The organism is Vibrio atlanticus (genome assembly GCF_024347315.1).
Taxonomy (GTDB): Bacteria; Pseudomonadota; Gammaproteobacteria; order Enterobacterales; family Vibrionaceae; genus Vibrio; species Vibrio atlanticus.
In genome coordinates this window covers 2,954,189-2,976,175 of sequence record NZ_AP025460.1, presented here as the reverse complement: position 1 = coordinate 2,976,175, position 21,987 = coordinate 2,954,189, and the positions used below count along the sequence as shown (strand labels likewise).

General features: G+C 44.8%; 20 protein-coding genes and 1 riboswitch. Of the genes, 5 read left to right on the top strand and 15 right to left on the bottom strand.

What is annotated here, in order from left to right; all coding sequences use genetic code 11:
* Positions 1 to 5 precede the first annotated feature (5 nt).
* The 14 genes from cbiB to metK form a co-directional block, all read right to left on the bottom strand.
* Positions 6 to 968: an adenosylcobinamide-phosphate synthase CbiB gene (cbiB, locus tag OCV30_RS13250; RefSeq protein WP_244499042.1), complete on the bottom strand. Its 963-nt coding sequence runs from the start codon at positions 966 to 968 to the stop codon at positions 6 to 8.
* 79 nt (positions 969 to 1,047) lie between these two features.
* Positions 1,048 to 1,860: a precorrin-4 C(11)-methyltransferase gene (gene cobM / locus OCV30_RS13245; protein WP_065679485.1), complete on the bottom strand. Its 813-nt coding sequence runs from the start codon at positions 1,858 to 1,860 to the stop codon at positions 1,048 to 1,050.
* 1 nt (position 1,861) lies between these two features.
* On the bottom strand, positions 1,862 to 2,701 hold the full coding sequence (gene cobJ, locus OCV30_RS13240) for a precorrin-3B C(17)-methyltransferase (RefSeq protein WP_009847687.1): 840 nt from the start codon (positions 2,699 to 2,701) through the stop codon (positions 1,862 to 1,864).
* A 2-nt stretch (positions 2,702 to 2,703) separates the two neighbouring features.
* Positions 2,704 to 3,546 carry a sirohydrochlorin cobaltochelatase gene (locus OCV30_RS13235; RefSeq protein WP_065679484.1) on the bottom strand — a complete coding sequence of 281 codons (843 nt, stop codon included), beginning with the start codon at positions 3,544 to 3,546 and terminating at the stop codon, positions 2,704 to 2,706.
* Between the two features lie 143 nt (positions 3,547 to 3,689).
* On the bottom strand, positions 3,690 to 5,294 hold the full coding sequence (locus tag OCV30_RS13230) for a cobalamin biosynthesis protein (RefSeq protein WP_065679483.1): 1,605 nt from the start codon (positions 5,292 to 5,294) through the stop codon (positions 3,690 to 3,692).
* Positions 5,294 to 6,124 carry a precorrin-2 C(20)-methyltransferase gene (gene cobI / locus OCV30_RS13225; RefSeq protein WP_065679482.1) on the bottom strand — a complete coding sequence of 277 codons (831 nt, stop codon included), beginning with the start codon at positions 6,122 to 6,124 and terminating at the stop codon, positions 5,294 to 5,296. The genes OCV30_RS13230 and cobI overlap by 1 nt, the downstream gene beginning before the upstream one ends.
* A gap of 66 nt (positions 6,125 to 6,190) precedes the next feature.
* Positions 6,191 to 7,507 (bottom strand): bifunctional cobalt-precorrin-7 (C(5))-methyltransferase/cobalt-precorrin-6B (C(15))-methyltransferase, encoded by a 1,317-nt coding sequence (locus tag OCV30_RS13220; RefSeq protein WP_065679481.1) that lies wholly within the window; start codon positions 7,505 to 7,507, stop codon positions 6,191 to 6,193.
* Positions 7,504 to 8,163 carry a precorrin-8X methylmutase gene (locus OCV30_RS13215; protein WP_065679480.1) on the bottom strand — a complete coding sequence of 220 codons (660 nt, stop codon included), beginning with the start codon at positions 8,161 to 8,163 and terminating at the stop codon, positions 7,504 to 7,506. The genes OCV30_RS13220 and OCV30_RS13215 overlap by 4 nt, the downstream gene beginning before the upstream one ends.
* A 20-nt stretch (positions 8,164 to 8,183) precedes the next feature.
* Positions 8,184 to 9,368: a cobalt-precorrin-5B (C(1))-methyltransferase gene (locus tag OCV30_RS13210; protein ID WP_065679479.1), complete on the bottom strand. Its 1,185-nt coding sequence runs from the start codon at positions 9,366 to 9,368 to the stop codon at positions 8,184 to 8,186.
* A 93-nt stretch (positions 9,369 to 9,461) separates the two neighbouring features.
* Positions 9,462 to 9,592, bottom strand: a riboswitch (cobalamin riboswitch).
* A 9-nt stretch (positions 9,593 to 9,601) separates the two neighbouring features.
* Positions 9,602 to 10,066 (bottom strand): phosphoglycerate mutase family protein, encoded by a 465-nt coding sequence (locus tag OCV30_RS13205; protein ID WP_065679478.1) that lies wholly within the window; start codon positions 10,064 to 10,066, stop codon positions 9,602 to 9,604.
* Positions 10,056 to 11,081 carry a FecCD family ABC transporter permease gene (locus OCV30_RS13200; protein ID WP_065679477.1) on the bottom strand — a complete coding sequence of 342 codons (1,026 nt, stop codon included), beginning with the start codon at positions 11,079 to 11,081 and terminating at the stop codon, positions 10,056 to 10,058. The genes OCV30_RS13205 and OCV30_RS13200 overlap by 11 nt, the downstream gene beginning before the upstream one ends.
* Positions 11,068 to 12,012: an ABC transporter substrate-binding protein gene (locus OCV30_RS13195; RefSeq protein WP_017097280.1), complete on the bottom strand. Its 945-nt coding sequence runs from the start codon at positions 12,010 to 12,012 to the stop codon at positions 11,068 to 11,070. Before OCV30_RS13195 ends, OCV30_RS13200 begins: the two co-directional genes overlap by 14 nt.
* Positions 12,009 to 12,767 carry an ABC transporter ATP-binding protein gene (locus tag OCV30_RS13190; protein ID WP_065679476.1) on the bottom strand — a complete coding sequence of 253 codons (759 nt, stop codon included), beginning with the start codon at positions 12,765 to 12,767 and terminating at the stop codon, positions 12,009 to 12,011. The genes OCV30_RS13195 and OCV30_RS13190 overlap by 4 nt, the downstream gene beginning before the upstream one ends.
* A gap of 279 nt (positions 12,768 to 13,046) precedes the next feature.
* Positions 13,047 to 14,198 carry a methionine adenosyltransferase gene (metK, locus tag OCV30_RS13185; protein WP_009847676.1) on the bottom strand — a complete coding sequence of 384 codons (1,152 nt, stop codon included), beginning with the start codon at positions 14,196 to 14,198 and terminating at the stop codon, positions 13,047 to 13,049.
* A gap of 377 nt (positions 14,199 to 14,575) precedes the next feature.
* Here metK and tkt point away from each other — a divergent pair, with 377 nt between their 5' ends.
* Positions 14,576 to 16,570: a transketolase gene (gene tkt / locus OCV30_RS13180; protein ID WP_065679475.1), complete on the top strand. Its 1,995-nt coding sequence runs from the start codon at positions 14,576 to 14,578 to the stop codon at positions 16,568 to 16,570.
* Between the two features lie 74 nt (positions 16,571 to 16,644).
* Here the strand turns inward: tkt and OCV30_RS13175 are convergent, their stop codons facing one another.
* Positions 16,645 to 16,881: a hypothetical protein gene (locus OCV30_RS13175; protein ID WP_012604808.1), complete on the bottom strand. Its 237-nt coding sequence runs from the start codon at positions 16,879 to 16,881 to the stop codon at positions 16,645 to 16,647.
* 200 nt (positions 16,882 to 17,081) lie between these two features.
* On the opposite strand from OCV30_RS13175, the gene epd reads away from it, so the two are divergent.
* From epd to mscS, 4 genes are all read left to right on the top strand, one after another.
* Positions 17,082 to 18,131, top strand: coding sequence for an erythrose-4-phosphate dehydrogenase (epd, locus tag OCV30_RS13170; protein ID WP_065679474.1), 1,050 nt, complete (start codon positions 17,082 to 17,084; stop codon positions 18,129 to 18,131).
* 166 nt (positions 18,132 to 18,297) lie between these two features.
* Positions 18,298 to 19,461, top strand: a complete 1,164-nt coding sequence (locus tag OCV30_RS13165) for a phosphoglycerate kinase (RefSeq protein WP_009847672.1) — start codon at positions 18,298 to 18,300, stop codon at positions 19,459 to 19,461.
* 155 nt (positions 19,462 to 19,616) lie between these two features.
* Complete coding sequence (gene fbaA, locus OCV30_RS13160) at positions 19,617 to 20,693, top strand: class II fructose-bisphosphate aldolase (protein WP_009847671.1); 1,077 nt, start codon at positions 19,617 to 19,619, stop codon at positions 20,691 to 20,693.
* Positions 20,694 to 21,068: 375 nt separating this feature from the next.
* Positions 21,069 to 21,935, top strand: a complete 867-nt coding sequence (gene mscS, locus OCV30_RS13155; RefSeq protein ID WP_029405993.1) for a small-conductance mechanosensitive channel MscS — start codon at positions 21,069 to 21,071, stop codon at positions 21,933 to 21,935.
* Positions 21,936 to 21,987: the final 52 nt, after the last annotated feature.

Below are 21,987 nucleotides of genomic sequence, written 5' to 3'. Positions count from 1 at the left end.
ACAAACTAGAATAAAAAAATGGTTAAAGTGGAGAGTGTTAGCATCACGACTATCCACAGTAGACTGGTTTTTTGAACCAAAGAGATGGCTCGTGGAATATCTTCTAAAGTCGCAATATTACCTTTTCCCATCGGACGCTTTCTCACAAGTTTTCCGTGGTAATAAGTATCGCCACCTATAATGATTTGTAGTGCGCCGGCACCTGATGTCATTACGGGGCCACCGTTTGGACTCGAGCAATGTTTAGCCTGTTCTTTCCAGCATTTCAGAGCCAACTTAGTGTTGCCTAAAAGGCTGTAGCTAAGTGCGGTTAAGCGCGCAGGTGCCCAGCCCATCACATCATCGACTTTTGCTGCCACATAGCCAAATTCTAGCCAACGTTCATTTTTGTAGCCCCACATCGCATCAAGTGTGTTCACTAATCGGAACAGTAATGCCCCTGGAGCCCCAAGCAGTGCAAACCAAAATAGAGTGCCGAAGATCGCATCGTTACCATTCTCTAATACCGACTCAATCGTCGATGACGTGATCTGGCGTTGATCCATGGTTTCAGTATTACGGCTAACGATCCAACCTACTTTCTCTCGCGCTAAATTAAGATCACCTTGGCTTAGTGGCTGGTGGATCCACTGGGCGTGCTCAAGCAGGCTACGTTGACCTATCGCGATATACAGAACCCCGATATTAAATAGCCAAACGCCTAATGTGTTCCCCATGCTTAGTAGAGTATGTTGCAGCCAAAAGCTGAGTAAGCACAATGGAAGGGTCGCGGTTAACCACGCGATCAAACCTGAGAGTTTAGTGGCTCGGTTTAACAGCTTCTCGATTTTCTGAACCGCATTGCCAAAACCGATCAAAGGGTGAAATCGTTTAGGCTCACCTAGTAAGTGATCAAGCATCAAAGCGGCGATCATCATTAGCGAGATCGCTAAACTTGAATAACCAAAATTTAAATCAAAAAAGATCATTATGTCTGCCAAATAATGCTGCTGACTGGATAGTAAAAATGAATAAACGCACAAACCAATCAACAGCTAATGAGCGAGGTTAGTCTGCGCTCTTATCGTCTTCTAATGTTCCACTTTCAGCTACACCCTCTTCAACGACACGTGCTTTTCGGCAAGCGTGTGAGAAGGTCGGATCGTAGAGTTTAGAGTCAATAAAGTCATTATCGCCCAACACTTTACTGACGATTATCATCGCGGTAGAACGTATATTTTCATCATGCATAATTTGGGCGATTGTACCTAATGTAGCACGGAATATTCGCTGTTCAGGGTGGCTGGCTTTTTCAACGACAGCCACTGGCCAATCTTGCGGGTAAACATCCGATAATTCACGAACCACTTTACGAATCAATGTTGCACTAAGAAATAAACACAGTGTTGCTTCGTGAGAGGCAAGGGCGCGTAGATTCTCTTTTTCAGGAACAGGCGTTCGACCTGATGCTCGGCTAAGAATAATGGTCTGGCACTTTTCAGGTAGCGTCAGTTCTTGGCCAAGAGCTGCGGCACTCGCTTGGAAAGAGGACACGCCCGGAACCACTTTCCAATCAATGCCAAGTTCGTTCAAGCGACGTGTTTGTTCTGCAAGAGACGAGTAAATCGAAAGATCGCCAGTTTGAACGCGTGCAACGTTTTGACCTTTTTCGTGTGCGGTTAGGTACACATTGGTTAGATCATCAAGATCCATGTCAGCGGAGTTATAGACCAGTGCATCAGGGTGAGCGCGATCGATGACGGCTTTTGGCACTAAACTGCCTGCGTAAACAATCACAGGGCACTCTTCAACTAAGCGTGCGCCTTTCACTGTGATTAAATCTGGGTCACCCGGCCCTGCGCCGATAAAAAATACCGTCATACTAGTTTGCCTCTTCCGTCACTGATTCTGTTTTAGGTTCCACTTTTAATGAATGGCCACGTTTTTGACCTTCTAGTACCTTGCCGTCTTTCAGTTGATATTTATTGGTGTAGCCACGCGGTGTTACGATCCAATCACCAAATCGGTAGCTGTTGCTGTTACCTATCACGACCGCGGCGTTCATACCAAATTCCACTTTGGTAAATTCAGCCAGTGTTGTCAGTGTGACTTTTTGCTCATCACGATACGCAGCATTCACGATAGCAACGGGAGTATTTGGGTCACGATGTTCCAAAAGGATTTCACGTGCAGTTTCAATGTGCTGAGTTCGCTTTTTAGAGCGAGGGTTGTAGAAGGTAATCGCAAAATCAGCCATTGCCGCGGCTTCAATCCGCTTGGTAATCACTTCCCAAGGCGTTAATAAGTCAGACAGAGAAATGGTACAACTATCGTGGCCAAGAGGTGCACCAACTAAAGAAGCACAGGCGTTAGCAGCGGTGATGCCCGGAATAATATCCAGTTCAACTTGTGCGTTTAATTCTGCGTTTTGCTCCAATAATTCAAGCACTAAAGGCGCCATCGCGTACATGCCAGAATCCCCAGAACATACCAATACGACTTCTCGACCTTTTGCTGCTTCTTCTACTGCGGCTTGAGCGCGGTCCCATTCGCGAGTCATACCACTTTGAATGACTTCTTGAGTGTCGATTAGTGTGCTGATTGATTCTACATACGGCTTGTAGCCTGCAACGACATCTGCATTCTTTACGGCTTGTTGCGCTGCGGGGGTTACTAGATCAATAGCGCCAGGCCCTAAGCCTACCAGTGTTAGTTTTGCCATGATTATTTCTCTTCCTCTGGTGCACCTAAACGAATTAAGCCTTCTTTAATTTGCTTATCGATAATCTGTAACAGTTCTGGCATATCGAGCATGCAGAACTTGTCACCTTGGATTGGCTCTGCCACTTGAACGTCAGCGTCTTCTGCCAGCATCTCTTTAATTTCTTTAAGATCGTTGATGAAGTGGTTACCCGACACAAGCAGTAGTGGAACTAGATTAAGAAGCGGTCTGCCTTGGCCTGTATGTTGCTCTTTAATGCGGCGAACCATTTCATCTTTCACTAACTTAAATGGCCATGCGCCTTCGAGCGAGCAAGTGAAGTTGCGTTGCGATAATTTGCCGAGTAGATCATCACAGTAATAGATCGATTGGTGGCCCGGGTTATCTAACATAGGCGCACCGTGGTGAACAAATACGTTGAAATGATCTTGTGGAGCAAAACGATCATGGAGGGCTGAAAGCAAGTTGGTCGTCAATTGACTGTGATGCATAATCGCTGGTGTTTGTTCGATACGTGCAAATGAGAACTGCTTGAAGCCATCGACAATCGATGTCATGTAGCGATGTTCATCGGTAGGGAATAGGTACACTGAAACAATCAAAATACGTTCGTAACCTTGAGTGTCTAGATCGGCGAGTACCTGAGGTAGGCTGAAACATGGCGTGTCTTTACGAGCTAGCTTCTTGATCACCATCTTTGAGCTGGTGGCGATACGCACTGGCACATCTGGGTAACTTTGACGTACGCGCTCTGCGAGAGTTTCATAACGTTGTTGTTCTACAACGCTACCAAAGCAGCTCAGTACAATGGCTGTGCCTTGGTTATAATGACGAAGTCGTTTCATAATTGTCGCTGTCCTTATCAAATCTATATCACAAGATAAACGGGTTATCTCATGTTGGTAATGAGGTTAAAGTGAGCTTTGAAATATCATGTTCATAGCTTGCAAAGTATTTGGCCTACTATGTTCCTAAAGCTCAGTGATACCTAAAGTTCAGTGGTGCCGTCTGCATTTTCAATTGGTGCGATAAACTTAGGATCTAAATAAGCTTTTAATGATTTCCGCTCGACTAAATTTGTGAAAAAATCTTTCCAGTCTTGCTCGGTAAATTCTTCGATACCTCGAACCCAAAGCCCGTTGTTAACAGGTGTTTCATGTTCTAGTAAACGTTCGTAAATCACCATTGCGGCGCGGTTTCTGCAGGTGCCCGCACAGTGTGTGCGGCTTATCTTGATGCGCTGTTCACCGTCGGAAAAATTGAGCGCTTTAAGTACCTGTCTAAGATCGTGTGCAAGGTTTTTACTGCCTTCTTTCGCGCAGCGGCCACCTTCACATAGCAATACGTGATGGCGGTGGTAGAGCATTGGGCGGTTTAAATCGACATGCTTAGGCTTACACTGAAAACCATCTACCACTTCATTACCGTGAAGGTTGATTTTGACGTTTTCATCTAGCCAGTTTTTCCACTTCTTCTTGGCGAGGGGTTCATCGTATTCGATGCGAGTACAAGACAAAGTCATGTTGAAACCGTCTTGTTTGAACTTCCACTTAGGGACCAATAGTAGATCTCGCTGACCGTGCTTTAGCGCGGCCGCTTCAGAAACCGATGATACCCCTGTGATTTTTTTTACGTATTCTGATGGGTTTTCAATCCCTTCAACGCCGTCGAGTTGCTCGGCTGAATAAGTGTGGAAAGGAATTTGGCTTTCAGACGAGAGTTCTAAAATACCTTTTTCATCTGCTTTTAAAGCGATACTGGCGAAAGCTGAAACACTGGCCTTTGCTAGGTTATATTCAGTCAGGAAAACATCGATACCTGCTTTCAATACATGCAAAGGAGTATTGCGGTCACAGCCTATTCCAAGCACAAGCGATTTTGGTCGCCACAGTACGGTTTTATTTTTAAAGTCGGCGTAACCTTTTGGTTGTGCTTCATCTGAAATCAGAACTAAACCATCCCAATCATCAGTACTGATTTGAGAAAGGTCTGTATCGCTTAGTGCTGGGTGGGTAATGATGTGTCTTGGCATGGAACGTTTGTTCTGCCACCAGTTCTGTTCGCCAGCGTGCTGCACGATTAGAATGCGTTTTTCATTTACAACTGCTGCGCTGGTGGCGGTGATCGCGGGTTCGCATTGTGGATCAAGTGTCCAACCAAATGGCGATCCGAGCATATCCACCGACAAACTGCCGGCAGCGTCAGAAGCGGTGGTGATTACAGGAGTCGCGTTGAGTGCTTGTGATACTTGTAACGCGATCCCATTTGCGCCACCGCGATGTCCAGATAACATAGGGATCACGAATTGGCCGTGATCGTCAATGCAGATCACGCTGGGGTCGGTGCGTTTGTCTTCTAGCAAAGGGCCGATCATTCGGCTGACAATGCCCGCAGCAAAAAAGCAGATATGGTGATCATATTGCTTAAATTGAGGAGGAAGAAAACCAGAAAGCGGCAGCGTTAACTCATCGGCTTCTGGGTATTCTTCTTGTCCAACTGGTGCAATAAAGACATCAGCAAACGGAAACGTTTTAGCTAAGCGTTTGGCTTGCCTTGCTCCGTGTAGCGTGATGGCATAAATGGCGATTTTCATTACGCTTTACCGCCAATAGTTTTATCGATGCCATCTTTACCACTATCAGCTTTACCACCATCAAGAACGGCACATTTCTTTGATTCATTAGTACCACGTAGTACGCCACGACGAGCGCGAACTGAAAGCTGAACCATAGAGAAGTAACGGTTTTCATTCGGTACATCACGTAGGTCAGAGTAAAGCTCTTGTTTCTCTGTGGTGGCATGCGACACGTAGGTTGCACAATCCAACATATTCATCGACTCAAGTTGAGTGATCAGCTTAGGGATAACGCGACCTGCTTTGATTAACATGATGGTGTCAAAATCTTCGACTAGCTTTTCTAAACACTCGATACCCCATGTCGCAGGTACAACACAAAAACGCTCCTGACCGTCAGCAAGTGGAATTTTTGTTTGTGATGGAATAGCGGTAACTGAAGTGATACCCGGAATGATCACCGGATCAAGTTCAGGAAGTAGCTCTGTCAGTTCTTCTTGGATGTATGCCCATGTGCTGTAAACCGATGGATCACCTTCGGTTGCAAATGCCACGTCTTTACCTTGCTTTAATAGTTCAACAATTGTGACGGCGGCTTTACGCCATGCAGGGACGTTGATGCTTGGGTCACGCGTCATTGGGAAATGCAAAAATAGGTATTCGCCTTTCATGCTTTCAGGGCTAATAGAACCTGCTGCAATTTGTTGAGCAAAAGAGTGGTTACTGCCCGCGTCTTTTTCTGGAAACGCGACAATGTCGACGGTGCTGAGTAGTCGGTGAGCTTTAAGTGTTAATAATTCTGGGTCTCCAGTGCCGACACCAATCGCGTACATAGTTCCTAATTTCATCTGTGCTTTCTCTAATTATGTTTTTATTTAATATGTTGAGTGGCGCTTAATTAAAAAATTAAGCGCTTATTTCTGAATAAACGGCTTGGTAAAAATAAATAAGTGAATCGGATTTTCTGATTGATAACGGGTGTAGTGAGCGAGTGGTACGCCTGTTGATATTGAGACCAGTTGAACCTGTGTCGGAGCATTGCTGTCTTTACTCCATTGATGAAGTTCGCAAACTGAATCTACCGTTACCGCTGAACCAATGACCACGCCACCGGGTTTTAATGCGGACCAACAGAAATCTAAAATGCTGTGCATGTTGCCGCGGCTTCCACCAATAAAAATACTGTCGGGCTGAGGCAAGGTGTCGGGCTGAGGCAAGGTGTCGGGCTGTATTGGGGCTTTATCTCGAATCAGTTGTACGTTGTCGGTACCGTGCGCTCTAAAGTTAGCCTCGGCCGACTCATAACATTCTTGGTTTGATTCAATGGTGAAGACTTGTCCTTGATAGCACTGTTTAGCGGCTTCTATCGCAATAGAACCTGAGCCTGTGCCTATATCCCACACCACAGATCTTGGCTGAATACGCATACTTGCTAACGCTAAGTGACGAACGGGCTGTTTGGTAATTAAGCCGCGCTTAGGCATGCGCTTCATGAAGTCATCATCGTTGGCGTATTGGCCCAATTCACCCCACGCATGAGGTAGCGTTCGGTGCAGTACCATTACATTGAGCGTAGAGAAGTCGTCGGAACTTTTTAGTGCGAGGTCTTCGAGAGTCCACTGGCTTATCTTTTCGTCGGTGCCACCTAAGTTCTCACATACCCAAGCCGTCCAACCTTGTTGATTAAATTCGACTAAGTGTTTCGCAATACGAGCTGGGTTGTTTTGAACATCGGTTAGCAAGCAGTAGCTAGTTCCCCATTGCATTTGGCTTGCGATACCTTTAATGCCATCGTAATGCTGCTTTCTTCCATGTAGTGAAATTGCTTTGGTTTCTTGCCATGCAATGCCGACTCGGCTGCAAGCGAGTTGCATTGAACAAGGGGAGGGAATAAAGCGCACTTCATCATTAGGCAGTTTTTTTAACAACGATTCGCCGATGCCAAAGAACAATGGGTCGCCAGAAGCTAATACGACGACGCCGCCTTCCTCGCATTCATCAAGTAACTTAGCGAACCAAGATTTATAGCCTTCTTTCATTGATAAACGCTGACCTTTGAATTGGGGAAACCAATCCAATAGTCGGTCGTTACCTGCAACAACGCGTGCAGATTCAACTGCATTAACAGCTCGACTGGTTAGGCTTAAACACCCATCTTCGGGTACTCCGACTACCGTGATAGCCGATTGATAGCAATCGATAAGCTGAGAGTGAGTACTTACATTATTCATTTTACTGACTCAGCAAGTAGGGCGTGAATAGTCGATACCACTAACGGGCTGCCACCTTTACGGCCTAGGCTGGCAATGTAAGGCACTGTGTTTTGTTCGGTTAATGCTTGCTTCGATTCATCTGCTTTTACGAAACCAACAGGAATGCCAATGATCAATGCAGGTTTTGCTTCGCCTGCTTCTATCATGCGCAATAGCTCAAGTAATGCGGTAGGCGCATTGCCTACACCTATGATAGAGCCGTCGAGTAGGCCGTTATCGCGGGCATAACGTATTGAGTGAATAGCACGTGTTTCTCCTGTCTCTTTGGCCGTGCTAATGACGTCTGGATGACTAATGAAGCACTGTGCTTTATTGCCGTAAGCGTTGAGGCGAGTTTGGTTTAAACCTGTCACGATCATGCTGACATCGGTAATGATGTTGGCACCGTTTTTTAAAGCGGTAATGGCAGACTCAATCGCGTTGTCGCTGAATTGATATAATTTAGCGTATTCAAAATCACCCGTAGTATGAATGGCACGACGAACCACATTCCATTCACCTTGATTGAAGTTATGTCCCCCATGGAGAGTTTCTATTTCTTCATCGATGATAGAGAAAGAGTCACTTTCAATTTGACGGCCTTGCTTGGTCATTTGACGCATATCGTTAGTCATGGAGTTTTCCTTGTTCATGCTTATTCATCATGAAAGTGAGTATTGGTATCACTTCCTTTTGAGCAGAGATGTTCTGCTAATAGATCGCCGTTAAAATCGATCAATTTGAATTCAATGCTGACGTGATGTTTGACATACACAGCAGCGTGCTCTGCAGCTTGTTTGCAGAGCAAGGTAAGAAAGTCGTAATTGGGAATCTCTTGGCCCGATTGGGTTTCTTTCCATGTGTCGAGTACGTGGCGGCCTGTGTTGGCTTGGCTAACAGCTTCGGCAAATTCACTCGATGCACCCGATTGAATGGCGAGGTCGGCCAGTAATGAAAAGTCGATAGCTTTACCGGATACGTGAGTCATCATGTGCCCAGCGACCATCTTGCCGAGTTTGCCTATCATGGCGACGACGGTGATTTTGCTCACTTGATAACGTTTTGCTGCGCGCAGTCCGACCCCAACAAAATCACCCGCTTGGATAAAACACATCGAGTCATAACTTGGTAGCATGGCCATCGCTGACTTTTCGGTTCGAGATCCTGTCGTGAGAACCAAGTGGTTTTGGCCATTTTGTTTCGCTATTTGTACCGATTGACGCACAGATGCTGAAAACGCTGAAGTGGAGTAGGGTTTTACCGTTCCGCGTGTCCCGAGAATGGAAATACCACCGATTAAACCGAGTCTTGGCCCTATAGTTTCCTTGGCTCTCTCTTCTCCATCAGGGACGCAAATTTCCAGTGATATACCGACGTGTTTTTTCTGTTGACTGGTCGCTTGGTTCCATTCCAAAGTCACCATATCGAGAATGTTTTTTCGAGGAACGGGATTAATCGCCGCCTGACCGACGGGAAGTTCTAATCCGGGTAGAGTCACACGAGCTACGCCAACACCCCCATCGATGTGAAAACCGGGCTCTGAATGCCAGCGGGCAATACTCTGAATATGGGCTTCGTGGGTACAATCAGGATCGTCCCCTGCATCTTTAACAATGCTGGCGGTCACCGCATCGTTGGATGTTTGGATAAACGCGACCTTAAACGTAGCGGGCTCACCATTAGGTAGAGTGATGGAGATATAGTCAGGCTTTTGTCCGGTTAATAGTGTTTGAACTGCCGCTCTGCTTGCTGCAGCTGCGCACGCTCCGGTGGTAAACCCACAGCGGAGATCGGACTTATTTTTGGATCGTTTAACTTTTGTGACCACAGTATTCTTCATCTACGTTTTAGGTATTGACGAATACAGAGCGTTCCCTTGTTAGACAAGGTATGGATGGTGTTGAGTTTTCCCGCTCGATATTCATGTGTGTCCAGGTATTCTGACTTACGATGTTGAGGTTCTCATTGCGCTTTACTCCTTCCCAAGTCGTGTGACTCAGTGGCTTGTAAAGGGCTCATCGCTTACAGCTGCGGGTACAGTTCAGGAGTTACACCTGATTCCCTGATGTGACGTTATACTTCGATATCTATCCTGAGGATTTCTCCGTTGTTTGGTGTTTCTATTATTTGCTTTGGTGTCCCTAAACTGGCTAATGTTTTTATCCAGTCACCATGTCCGAGCAGCAAAATAGGGTTCTCATTGTTGTGGTGACGAGAAACTCGTTGGATCCACTGAATCGCCATTGTTCTTCGTTGCTGTTCTGAATCGAACTCACTGAGCTCCATTTGAGAAATGACGGGCACTTTCAGGTAGCGTGCGATGGTTTTAGCACTGGAAATAGCACGGCCTAATTGACTGGTGTAAATAGTATTGAGGGTCAATGATTTTTGAGTTGCAAGATAACGACCGACGTTATGCATCTGTCGTTTGCCTTTCATTGTCAGAGGGCTATCCAGTTGATTCTGTGCTTTGCCTATTCGATTCCATTCGGTTTCGCCATGACGAATCGCAATGATGGTGAAGCGTTCAGCTTTCATTACTTTTCTCCATCAAAATGAAAACAATGAATAGTGCGCCAAACGCGGTGGTGACAACACCAAGAGGCAGTTCTTGAGGAGCAACTAAGGTTCTCGCCAAAATATCACTTAATAGCATAAGCAAAGCCCCAGTCAGCCCTGAAGTGATGAGTAACTTTTTGTGTAATGGGCCGATGATTTTCTTCGCGATATGAGGAACCATCAAGCCAATAAATCCGACAACTCCGATGATAGAAACAAAACATGCAGTTGCAAAAGCGCAGACAATAAAGACACCGCTTTGCAGGCGTTTTGTGTCTACGCCCATGGTTTGTGCTACGTCGTCTCCTGCAAGTAAACAATCTAACTGGCGATGTTTTAATATACCTAGGACTATCAAGGCGATAAGTCCAGCAAGCACAATTAGCACATTGTCCCAGCGTGCGTTTCCTAGGCCTCCTAGCGACCAAAATAGAATTGAGTGGGCAGCTCGTTGATCACCATGGAAGACCAAGAAGTTAGTCAAGGCTGTAAATAAAAATGAAATAGCCAACCCGGCTAAAACAATTTGAGAAGACGCTTGTCCATCTACTTTTCTGACTAGAAATAGCACTGCCGAAGCCGAGATTATTCCACCGATAAAAGCGGCGAGTGGAAGTGTCCAAATGCCGATAGCGCTGCCGATGACTGTAATCACAAAGACTGCTCCAGTTGCGGCACCGGATGACAGTCCAAAAATGAAAGGGTCGGCAAGATCGTTTTTTGTCACGGTTTGTAATAACGCCCCAACAATACCTAACCCAGCACCGCAAATAATAGCGATGATTGTTCTAGGTAAGCGCAGGTGCAGTACCACTTGATCTATCGGTGAGTCGATCTGTTGACTCATCGCCGCTGAAAAAATCGTAGCGACTTGTGCAAAAGATAGCTGAACGCTGCCTAAACTCAGAGAAAACATCGCTAAGAGGGCAAAAACAGAACTGAATACGCAGGTGTTCAGTGCGGTTCGGTTTAGGTTAGTACTAAGATTTGTCATGGATTTCTTGGATGCGCTGTGCCAATTTTTCAATTGCAGCTATGTTTGCTGGCCCGGGAGTAATTTCCTCATAACGCAGAGGAAGATATTGAGTGGTCTTTACCGCTGTGGTCAGCTTCATCGCTGGGTGCTGTTCCAAAAAGGCTTGCATGCCTTTAGCGCCTGTCCCATTTTGATAATCGAGAAGAATAATGACATCAGGGTTATGCATCGCAACTGACTCCCATGATGTGGTTCCCCAGCTGATATCCAGATCTTTCATTACATTGGCGCCACCCGCTGCTTCTATCATGGCGCTCACTGTCGCGTACTTTCCTGCTGTGAATGGTTTCTCTTCCCCTGAATCATACAGAAAGACTTTAAGCGGGGTTTGATTCTGGGTTTGTTGTTGAATCAATATTAATTGCTCTCTCCAAGTGGAGATAAGAGTTTGAGCTCTGTCTTGCTGACCGAATAAAGTCGCAAGGCGTGTCACGTCATCGAACATCTGTTCCATGTTAGCTGGCTGCTTATCTTTACGGATATGGCTGCAACTCTCATTAAGAATCAGAGTATTGATGCCAAACTCTTTCAGAGAATCAGGCGTGACTGAGCCGCCTAATCGCATACCGTAATTCCATCCTGCAAAGAAAACATCAGGGTTGGCATTAACTAACACTTCCAGAGAAGGATATTTCGGTGCGAGCTCTGGAATGCTGCCCTGGAGGCGATTAAATTCAGGGGTCGTTTTGTAGTACCCGCTAATACCGGTCACTCCGATCATATTCTCTTCAAGCCCGAGAGAAAATGCCATCTCAGACATATTGATATCGTGAGTGATTAAGGTTTTCGGCGCTTTATCTAAGGTAAGTGTAGAGTCGCAGTTTTCTACCGTAATTTGGGCTTGTGCGGACACGGTAAGTAATAAAGTTAATGCTGATAGTTTTTTCATGAAAGCTCCTGTCCTTGGTCGAGTTCAATGTCGAAAAATTTGCTTGTTTTCTGTGTGCGCTTATTGGTCGTGCTGATTAAATCGACTTCAAAGATCGGCTTAAGTTGATTGTGAGTTAGTAGTTCTTCTACCTTTCCTTTCGCGACTACCTGGCCGTGTTCCAAAATCGCAATGTGCGTCGCGAACTTGGCCGCAAGGGAAATATCATGCAGTGAGCAAATCAGTGTTTTTTCTTGCTCTTTCAATAGTGATAAAACTTCCCCTTGAGCACATGGATCTAGATGGTTTAGAGGCTCATCCAACACCAGAAACTCGGCGTTCTGACATAAAGATCGTGCAATATGTGCTCGCTGCCTCTGGCCACCTGAGAGCTGTCCCATTCTTCGTTCGAGGAAAGTATCGATCTTTAGTGCTTTACTCATTTGGTCAAGTGAAAAGCTAGAAGTGGCTTGATTGGAAGCGGTTAGTTGAATGTACTCTCTTAGTGTTAAACGACCATCCACTTGACTGTGTTGTGGAAGGTAACTGATTTGTTTTGCTCTTTGCTGGCAAGTTAACTTACGTAGCGGCAATTGGTTTATGACGACTTCGCCTTTGAAGGGAAGCAAATTAACCAGTGCTTTTAATAACGTGGTTTTTCCGGAACCATTGCGTCCAATGACTACCCAGCGCTCACCTTGATTAATTTTCAGATCGAGTGGGTGCAGTCGTTGAGTGTTTTGTTGTTGAACTGAAAGTTTGTGGCAAAGAAGCATGAGTTACTGAGAATGGTTTGTTTTTAACAAGTGCTATTACATTAAAATTTAAACGTTTGCGTAACATTGATCTCAGCACGTAAAATCCCCACTATTATCAAAATAATCTATAAGTTAACGCTTGTGCTACGTGAAAGGGTTAGGATTGATTAGTGAAAGAATAGAAGAATAGAAGAATAGAAGAATAGAAGAATAGAAGAATAGAAGAATAGAAAGAAAAAAGCCTCTGAGAACAGAGGCTTTTAAAATTACGTTTCAGCTAAGCGTGTTACGTAATGCTTACAGGCCTGCGAAGTCCGCAAGGATAGCTGCTTTGTCAGTTGCTTCCCAAGGGAACTCTTCGCGACCGAAGTGGCCGTATGCAGCAGTCTGCTTGTAGATAGGTTGAAGAAGGTTCAGCATCTCTTGAAGACCGTATGGACGTAGGTCGAAGTTTTGACGAACCGCTTCAATGATGATTTCGTGCGCTACTTTCTCAGTACCAAACGTTTCAACCATGATAGATGTTGGATCTGCAACACCGATAGCGTAAGACAGTTGAATCTCACAACGGTCAGCCATGCCAGCAGCCACGATGTTTTTCGCAACGTAACGCGCTGCGTAAGCTGCAGAACGGTCAACTTTTGATGGATCTTTACCAGAGAATGCACCGCCACCGTGACGAGCTGCGCCGCCGTACGTATCAACGATGATCTTACGACCTGTTAGACCACAGTCACCCATTGGACCACCGATTACAAAACGGCCGGTTGGGTTGATGAAGAAGTTAGTGTCTTTATTGATCCACTCAGCAGGAAGTACTGGCTTGATGATCTCTTCCATTACCGCTTCGCGTAGGTCAGGCGTTGTTACTGAATCACAGTGTTGAGTCGAAAGAACAACAGCATCGATACCAACGATCTTACCTTGGTCGTATTGGAACGTTACTTGAGATTTCGCATCTGGGCGAAGGAAGTCAAGCTTGCCGCTCTTACGTACTTCAGCTTGCTTCTTAACAAGAAGGTGAGAGTAAGTAATTGGAGCTGGCATTAGGATTGGTGTTTCGTTAGTCGCGTAACCAAACATGATACCTTGGTCGCCTGCGCCTTGATCTTTAGGATCGGCTTTATCAACACCTTGGTTGATGTCTGGAGACTGCTTACCAATTGTGTTTAGTACTGCACAAGAGTCAGCGTCAAAGCCCATATCAGAATGAACGTAACCAATTTCACGAACTGTTTCACGAGTGATTTCTTCGATATCAACCCATGCAGACGTGGTTACTTCACCGCCAACCATAACCATGCCGGTTTTTACGTAAGTCTCACAAGCAACACGTGCTTTTGGATCTTGTTCAATGATGGCATCAAGAACAGCATCTGAGATTTGGTCTGCAATTTTATCTGGATGGCCTTCTGAAACAGATTCAGAAGTGAATAGGTGCTTAGCCATGAGAGCTCCACTTTTAGTTTAGTTTTTAGTTGCAAATAGTTAAATGCAAATAATTTATGCCGTCGCAATCGAGGAAGCGCCGCCATTCAATACAGTATATTTTGTAGGTGTTTCTACATCTAGACGGCTATTTTAAATTCCAACGGTCGAATTACAAGCTCTTTTTTAGGATATGTCATAACTAAACGTTTGCGTGTTGATAGGGGGAAGCCATTGTTAAGTGGTGTAAATGATCGAAAATTGCGGAAAATGACCGTTAAAGTACCAGTAAAACGTTTGCAGTCGCTATAGTCGTTTGAGAGAATACCCGCGCTAATAAAAATGAAAACTTTAGCATCTATCTCTTTTTTAAATCGCTTATGTATCCAGGAGCAGACATGCCTTCTCGTAAAGATCTAGCCAATGCAATCCGCGCACTTAGCATGGACGGTGTTCAACAAGCAAACTCAGGCCACCCAGGCGCACCTATGGGTATGGCTGACATCGCTGAAGTTCTTTGGCGTGGCCACTTGAACCATAACCCAGCAAACCCAGAGTGGGCTGACCGTGACCGTTTTATCCTGTCTAACGGTCATGGTTCTATGCTGATTTACTCTCTGCTTCACTTAGCAGGTTACGAGCTTTCAATTGAAGACCTAAAAAACTTCCGTCAACTGCACTCTAAGACTCCAGGTCACCCAGAGTACGGTTACGCTCCTGGTATCGAGACAACGACTGGTCCTCTGGGTCAAGGCATCACCAACGCTGTTGGTATGGCGATGGCTGAAAAAGCATTGGCTGCACAGTTCAACAAAGAAGGCCACGACATCGTCGATCACTTCACTTATGCGTTCATGGGTGATGGTTGTTTGATGGAAGGTATTTCTCACGAAGCATGTTCTCTAGCGGGTACGCTAGGTCTTGGTAAGCTGGTTGCTTTCTGGGATGACAACGGCATCTCTATCGATGGCGAAGTTGAAGGTTGGTTCTCTGACGATACACCTAAGCGTTTTGAAGCATACGGCTGGCACGTAATCCCAGCCGTTGATGGTCACGATGCTGACGCAATCAATGCGGCTATCGAAGCGGCTAAAGCGGATCCTCGTCCAACACTTATCTGTACTAAGACTATTATCGGTTTTGGTTCACCAAATAAAGCGGGTACGCACGACTGTCACGGTGCTCCACTAGGTGCTGATGAAATCACAGCAACTAAAGCGGCACTTGGTTGGGAACACGGTCCTTTCGAAATTCCAGCTGATATCGCAGCTGAGTGGAATGCGAAAGAAGCAGGCGCAGCGAAAGAAGCAGCGTGGAATGCTAAGTTTGACGCATACGCAGCGGCTCACCCTGAGCTAGCAGCTGAATTCAAACGTCGTACTAACGGCGATCTTCCAGCTGAGTGGGAAGAGAAAGCAAACGCAATCATTGCTGATCTTCAAGCTAACCCAGCAAACATCGCATCACGTAAAGCATCTCAAAACGCACTAGAAGCGTTTGGTGCTATGCTACCTGAATTCATGGGCGGCTCTGCTGACCTTGCGCCTTCTAACCTGACTATGTGGTCTGGTTCTAAGTCGCTTGAAGCGAACGACTTCTCAGGTAACTACATCCACTACGGTGTACGTGAATTCGGTATGACGGCGATCATGAACGGTATCGCTCTGCACGGTGGTTTCGTACCATACGGCGCAACATTCCTAATGTTCATGGAATACGCTCGTAACGCGATGCGTATGGCTGCTCTGATGAAAGTTCAGAACATTCAAGTTTACACGCATGACTCTATCGGTCTTGGCGAAGATGGTCCTACTCACCAACCGGTTGAGCAGATCGCTTCTCTACGTCTGACTCCAAACATGAGCACATGGCGCCCATGTGACCAAGTTGAGTCTGCTGTTGCTTGGAAACTGGCAATCGAACGCAAAGATGGTCCTTCTGCACTTATCTTCTCTCGTCAGAACCTTGCACAGCAAGACCGTGACGCTGAGCAAGTAGCTAACATCGCCAAGGGTGGTTACATCCTGAAAGATTGTGCTGGTAAGCCAGAGCTAATCATCATCGCTACAGGTTCTGAAGTTGAGCTAGCGGTTAGCGCTGCTGCTGAACTAACAGCTGAAGGCAAGAAAGTACGCGTAGTATCTATGCCTGCAACTGACGCGTTCGATAAGCAAGACGCTGAGTACCGTGAGTCTGTACTGCCATCTGACGTTACAGCGCGTATCGCAGTAGAAGCTGGTATCGCTGACTTCTGGTACAAATACGTTGGTTTCGGTGGCAAGATCATCGGCATGACAACGTTCGGCGAATCTGCACCAGCAGGCGAGCTATTCAAGATGTTCGGTTTCACTACTGAAAACGTAGTAAACACTGCAAAAGAGCTTCTTGCTTAATCATTCGTTGTAACGCGAATAGAAAAAAACCGAGCCACTGGCTCGGTTTTTTATTTGGCTTTCAGAAACATGAGTTACTCGAATTCATTTCCCCAATTATCAAGTTCTCTAGTCCCACAGACCTTACATTCAACGTAACGATCCATGTTGTAGTAATGACCACCATTGATAATTGAATTAGCAAACAGCTTTATTCTTCCTAACAAAGTTTTGTCGGTATCATAGCTGCTTGTTTGGCGAACAAGAACTTCACTATGTGGCGTTTCTTTATTGCACGTTTTACAAAAATGAGTCGCTGGAAATCCAGACATAACCTTTTCCTTTGGTTGAGAAAACTAGGTTAGAAATAGCAGTAGGATTAGGTAAAACTCATTTTTTATGATTACATTGAAATGGCTGATATGCCATGTTAATGGATTGTTTTTGTCGAGTTATACCACTCAATTAATGCGCTTTGAATAGGATTCAGTTATCATCTGTTGCACGAAATTTTGGTTAGATGTACGGAACTATGCTAAAAGTCGCGATAAATGGATTTGGACGAATAGGGCGCAATGTATTGCGCGCTGTCTATGAAAGTGGCAAAAGCCAACAAATCAAAGTAGTAGCGGTCAATGAGCTTGCTCAACCTGACGCTATGGCTCACCTATTGCAGTACGACACCAGTCACGGCCGCTTCGGCAAGAAAATCTCTAATGATCAAGAGCACATTTATGTTCATCATGGCATTGGTGCTGAAGATAAAGGCGAGTTTGATACCATTCGTATCTTGCATCTGGCTGATATTGAACTGTTGCCTTGGCGTGATCTTGAAGTCGATATTGTTCTCGATTGTACCGGTGTTTACGGTTGCCGAGATGATGGCCTAGCGCACATCGCTGCTGGAGCTAAAAAGGTACTGTTTTCACACCCTGGTGCTAACGACCTTGATAACACCATTATCTATGGTGTGAATCACGATACTATCGAAGCTGACCACCGAATCGTTTCCAATGGTTCATGCACCACTAACTGTATTGTCCCTATCATTAAAGTTCTTGATGATGCCTTTGGTATTGAGTCCGGCACCATTACGACCATTCACTCTTCAATGAATGATCAGCAAGTTATTGATGCATACCATAGCGACTTGCGTCGTACTCGAGCGGCAAGCCAATCTATCATTCCTGTCAACACCAAATTACATAAAGGCATTGAAAGAATCTTCCCGAAATTTTCTAACAAGTTCGAAGCGATATCTGTGCGTGTGCCGACGGTAAACGTCACTGCGATGGATTTAAGTGTCACAATTAATACAAATGTGAAAGTTAATGACGTAAATCAAACCATTGTTAATGCTTCCCAGTGTACATTACACAATATAGTTGACTATACTGAAGCGCCGCTCGTTTCCATCGACTTTAATCACGATCCCCATAGCGCAATCGTTGATGGTTCACAAACTCGAGTGAGCAATGGCACCTTAGTGAAAATGCTGGTGTGGTGTGACAATGAATGGGGCTTTGCGAACCGAATGCTGGATACGGTTCTTGCAATGCAAGCTTCAGAAGGCAAGAAGTAAGACCTAGAAGCAAATGTGTGGATTATTTATTTTTTAGCTTGAAATAAATGCTAAGTGTCCACATATTATTAGCAGTTAAAGTATTACCAGTTGAATAATTTATAGGCTTAGCAGGGTTGCTGAGTTTCCAAAACTTTATTTTTATTTAAATTTGAGAGGACAAATCATGTCTGTGATCAAGATGACTGACCTGGAACTTGCAGGTAAACGCGTATTCATCCGTGCTGACCTAAACGTACCAGTAAAAGACGGTAAAGTAACTTCAGATGCACGTATCCTTGCATCTCTACCAACTATCAAACTTTGCCTAGAAGCTGGCGCAAAAGTTATGGTTACTTCTCACCTTGGTCGTCCTACTGAAGGCGAGTACAACGAAGAGTTCTCTCTAGCTCCTGTAGTTAACTACCTAAACGACGCACTAGACTGTGACGTTAAACTAGCGAAAGATTACGTAAATGGTCTTGAGCTAAACGCTGGTGAACTAACTGTTCTTGAAAACGTTCGCTTTAACAAAGGCGAGAAGAAGAACGAAGAAGCTCTTTCTAAGCAATACGCTGCACTATGTGACATCTTCGTAATGGATGCATTCGGTACAGCTCACCGTGCTCAAGCGTCTACACACGGTGTGGGTACTTACGCTCCTGTAGCATGTGCTGGTCCTCTTCTAGCTGCTGAGCTTGAAGCGCTTGGTAAAGCAATGGACAACCCAGCTCGCCCGCTAGTGGCTATCGTTGGTGGTTCTAAAGTTTCTACTAAACTAACCGTTCTAGAGTCTCTTTCTAAAATCGCTGACCAACTTGTTGTTGGCGGTGGTATCGCGAACACGTTCATCGCTGCTGAAGGCCACAACGTAGGTAAGTCTCTATACGAAGCTGACCTAGTTGAAACAGCTCAGAAGCTAATGAAAGAGTGTGCTATCCCAGTAGCGACTGACGTTGCATGTGCTAAAGCATTCGACGAAAACGCAGAAGCTGAAATCAAGCACGTTTCTGAAGTTCAAGACGACGATATGATCTTCGACCTTGGCCCTGATTCAACTGCAGCTCTAGCTGAAATCATCGGCAACGCGAAAACTATTCTTTGGAACGGCCCTGTAGGTGTATTCGAATTCAAGAACTTCGAAGCGGGTACAGCTGGTATTTCTAAAGCAATCGCTGACTCTGAAGGTTTCTCAGTAGCGGGCGGTGGTGACACGCTAGCAGCTATCGACAAGTTCGGTATCAAAGCAGATGTTTCTTACATCTCTACTGGTGGCGGTGCTTTCCTTGAGTTTGTTGAAGGCAAAGTACTTCCTGCAGTAGCTATGCTTGAAGAGCGTGCTAAAGCGTAATTGATTTAGAAAGGCGAGATACGAATCTCGCCTTTTAACGTTTGCTGCATATCACACTTATTTGCTAGAATAGCGGAAGTTGTGAGCAAACGATTGCAAATTTTTAAACTTAAGTTTTTTATCTTAAAACGAATAGAATAAATAGGACTATTTCCATGTCTAAGATCTTCGATTTTGTAAAACCTGGTGTAATTTCTGGCGATGACGTACAGAAAGTATTTGAAGTAGCAAAAGAAAACAAATTTGCTCTTCCTGCAGTAAACGTTGTTGGTACTGACTCTATTAACGCAGTACTAGAAGCGGCTGCTAAAGTTAAGTCTCCAGTTGTTGTTCAGTTCTCTAACGGCGGCGCTGCATTCTTCGCAGGTAAAGGCGTTAAACTTGAAGGTCAAGGCGCACAAGTTCTTGGTGCTGTAGCTGGTGCAAAATACGTACACGCTGTCGCTGAGTCTTACGGTGTTCCAGTTATCCTGCATACTGACCACGCAGCTAAGAAACTTCTACCATGGATCGACGGTCTACTAGACGCTGGTGAAGAGTTCTTCGCACAAACTGGTAAGCCTCTATTCTCTTCTCACATGCTAGACCTTTCTGAAGAGTCTCTAGAAGAGAACATCGAAACATGTGCTACTTACCTAGCTCGCATGGCTAAAATGGACATGACAATCGAGATCGAACTTGGTTGTACTGGTGGTGAAGAAGATGGCGTTGATAACTCTGATATGGACGCATCTGAGCTTTACACTTCTCCAGAAGACGTAGCATACGCATACGAGAAGCTAATGGCTGTTAGCCCACGTTTCACTATCGCTGCATCTTTCGGTAACGTACACGGTGTTTACCAAGCTGGTAACGTTGTACTTACTCCAACTATCCTACGTGACTCTCAAGCATACTGTGCAGAGAAGTTCGGTATTGCACCTAACGCTCTAAACTTCGTCTTCCACGGTGGTTCTGGTTCTTCTGAAGCAGAAATCCAAGAGTCTATTGGCTACGGTGTTATCAAAATGAACATCGATACTGATACACAGTGGGCAACTTGGGATGGTATCCGTCAGTACTCTGCTGATAACTTCGATTTCCTACAAGGTCAAATCGGTAACCCAACTGGCGAAGCTGCGCCAAACAAGAAGTACTACGATCCACGCGTATGGCTACGTGCTGCTCAGTCTTCAATGGTTACTCGTCTTGAGAAAGCATTCGCTGACCTTAATGCTGTAGACGTACTATAATTCTTTGAATTAAGTACTCTTTAAGTTTTAAAAACCCGCTCATTGAGCGGGTTTTTTTATGTCTGATAAAAACTTGTATTAAATATGTGAAAAACCTAGCCTACGGTGAATAAATTTCGTAGTCTTTTAGTTATCGGTATTTGCGTTTATTGGTAAGTTTTATTAATTCAAAAGCTTACATAAATATGACTTTGCAATCTGTCAAAGATAGGATATCGTGCCGAAAAATTGGACTTGGTTCAGTTTATAAAAAGGACTTAGCTTTAATTTACTTTTAACACAATGACTTAACAGGCTTTGAACTGTTTCTTATTGTTAAGTGATTTTGGCTTAAGACAGTTTAGCTCATAGCATATTATATAGAGGATGCACATTATGGCTGATAGTTCGACAGCGCTTGAGACTCCAATTGTGGATGGTTTGTCTCACGCAGAGCAGTGGTTAACAAATAACTCAGATCTGTTTATTCAATACGGTGTAAACATTATCTCAGCACTGATAATTCTATTTATTGGTAATCTTATTGTTAAAGCAGTAGCGAATAGCGTGTCTAAGGTTCTTCAGAAGAAGAAAATGGACCGAGCAGTTGTGGAATTCGTCCATGGTTTAGTTCGTTACTTGTTGTTTGTTATTGTTTTAATTGCTGCACTTGGTCGTTTAGGCGTTCAAACTGCATCTGTAGTCGCTGTTATTGGTGCGGCTGGTTTAGCGGTAGGCTTAGCGTTACAAGGCTCACTATCTAACTTCGCTGCGGGTGTACTTATCGTTGCATTCCGTCCATTCAAGTCTGGTGACTACGTGGAAATTGGTGGTGTAGCAGGTTCAGTTGATTCAATTCAGATCTTCCAAACCGTTCTAACAACACCAGACAACAAAATGGTTGTAGTACCTAACGGCAGCGTTATTGGTAGCCCAATTACTAACTACTCTCGTCATGATACGCGCCGTATTGATCTAATGATTGGTGTTTCTTACAACGCCGATCTTCAAAAGACAAAAGCGCTACTGACTAAGATCTGTGAATCTGATGAGCGTGTACTGAAAGAGCCAGGTGTTCAAGTTGGTGTTCACACACTAGCGGATTCTTCAGTTAACTTTGTTGTTCGTCCTTGGGTCAGCACTGCTGATTACTGGAATGTTTACTTCGACCTGATGCAAGCAATCAAAGAAGGCTTGGATAACGAAGGTATCGAAATCCCATTCCCGCAAATGGATGTACACATGAATAAAGTAGAAGCTTAATCTCTAGTTAGTTTTTTTAGCTATAAGCTTTTATAAGGAAAGGCGGATAACT

Bases quoted from the DNA above. Each gene is read 5' to 3' on its own strand.
- cbiB (WP_244499042.1), bottom strand. From the start codon at position 968: ATGATCTTTTTTGATTTAAATTTTGGTTATTCAAGTTTAGCGATCTCG.
- cobM (WP_065679485.1), bottom strand. From the start codon at position 1,860: ATGACGGTATTTTTTATCGGCGCAGGGCCGGGTGACCCAGATTTAATC.
- cobJ (WP_009847687.1), bottom strand. From the start codon at position 2,701: ATGGCAAAACTAACACTGGTAGGCTTAGGGCCTGGCGCTATTGATCTA.
- OCV30_RS13235 (WP_065679484.1), bottom strand. From the start codon at position 3,546: ATGAAACGACTTCGTCATTATAACCAAGGCACAGCCATTGTACTGAGC.
- OCV30_RS13230 (WP_065679483.1), bottom strand. From the start codon at position 5,294: ATGAAAATCGCCATTTATGCCATCACGCTACACGGAGCAAGGCAAGCC.
- cobI (WP_065679482.1), bottom strand. From the start codon at position 6,124: ATGAAATTAGGAACTATGTACGCGATTGGTGTCGGCACTGGAGACCCA.
- OCV30_RS13220 (WP_065679481.1), bottom strand. From the start codon at position 7,507: ATGAATAATGTAAGTACTCACTCTCAGCTTATCGATTGCTATCAATCG.
- OCV30_RS13215 (WP_065679480.1), bottom strand. From the start codon at position 8,163: ATGACTAACGATATGCGTCAAATGACCAAGCAAGGCCGTCAAATTGAA.
- OCV30_RS13210 (WP_065679479.1), bottom strand. From the start codon at position 9,368: ATGAAGAATACTGTGGTCACAAAAGTTAAACGATCCAAAAATAAGTCC.
- OCV30_RS13205 (WP_065679478.1), bottom strand. From the start codon at position 10,066: ATGAAAGCTGAACGCTTCACCATCATTGCGATTCGTCATGGCGAAACC.
- OCV30_RS13200 (WP_065679477.1), bottom strand. From the start codon at position 11,081: ATGACAAATCTTAGTACTAACCTAAACCGAACCGCACTGAACACCTGC.
- OCV30_RS13195 (WP_017097280.1), bottom strand. From the start codon at position 12,012: ATGAAAAAACTATCAGCATTAACTTTATTACTTACCGTGTCCGCACAA.
- OCV30_RS13190 (WP_065679476.1), bottom strand. From the start codon at position 12,767: ATGCTTCTTTGCCACAAACTTTCAGTTCAACAACAAAACACTCAACGA.
- metK (WP_009847676.1), bottom strand. From the start codon at position 14,198: ATGGCTAAGCACCTATTCACTTCTGAATCTGTTTCAGAAGGCCATCCA.
- tkt (WP_065679475.1), top strand. From the start codon at position 14,576: ATGCCTTCTCGTAAAGATCTAGCCAATGCAATCCGCGCACTTAGCATG.
- OCV30_RS13175 (WP_012604808.1), bottom strand. From the start codon at position 16,881: ATGTCTGGATTTCCAGCGACTCATTTTTGTAAAACGTGCAATAAAGAA.
- epd (WP_065679474.1), top strand. From the start codon at position 17,082: ATGCTAAAAGTCGCGATAAATGGATTTGGACGAATAGGGCGCAATGTA.
- OCV30_RS13165 (WP_009847672.1), top strand. From the start codon at position 18,298: ATGTCTGTGATCAAGATGACTGACCTGGAACTTGCAGGTAAACGCGTA.
- fbaA (WP_009847671.1), top strand. From the start codon at position 19,617: ATGTCTAAGATCTTCGATTTTGTAAAACCTGGTGTAATTTCTGGCGAT.
- mscS (WP_029405993.1), top strand. From the start codon at position 21,069: ATGGCTGATAGTTCGACAGCGCTTGAGACTCCAATTGTGGATGGTTTG.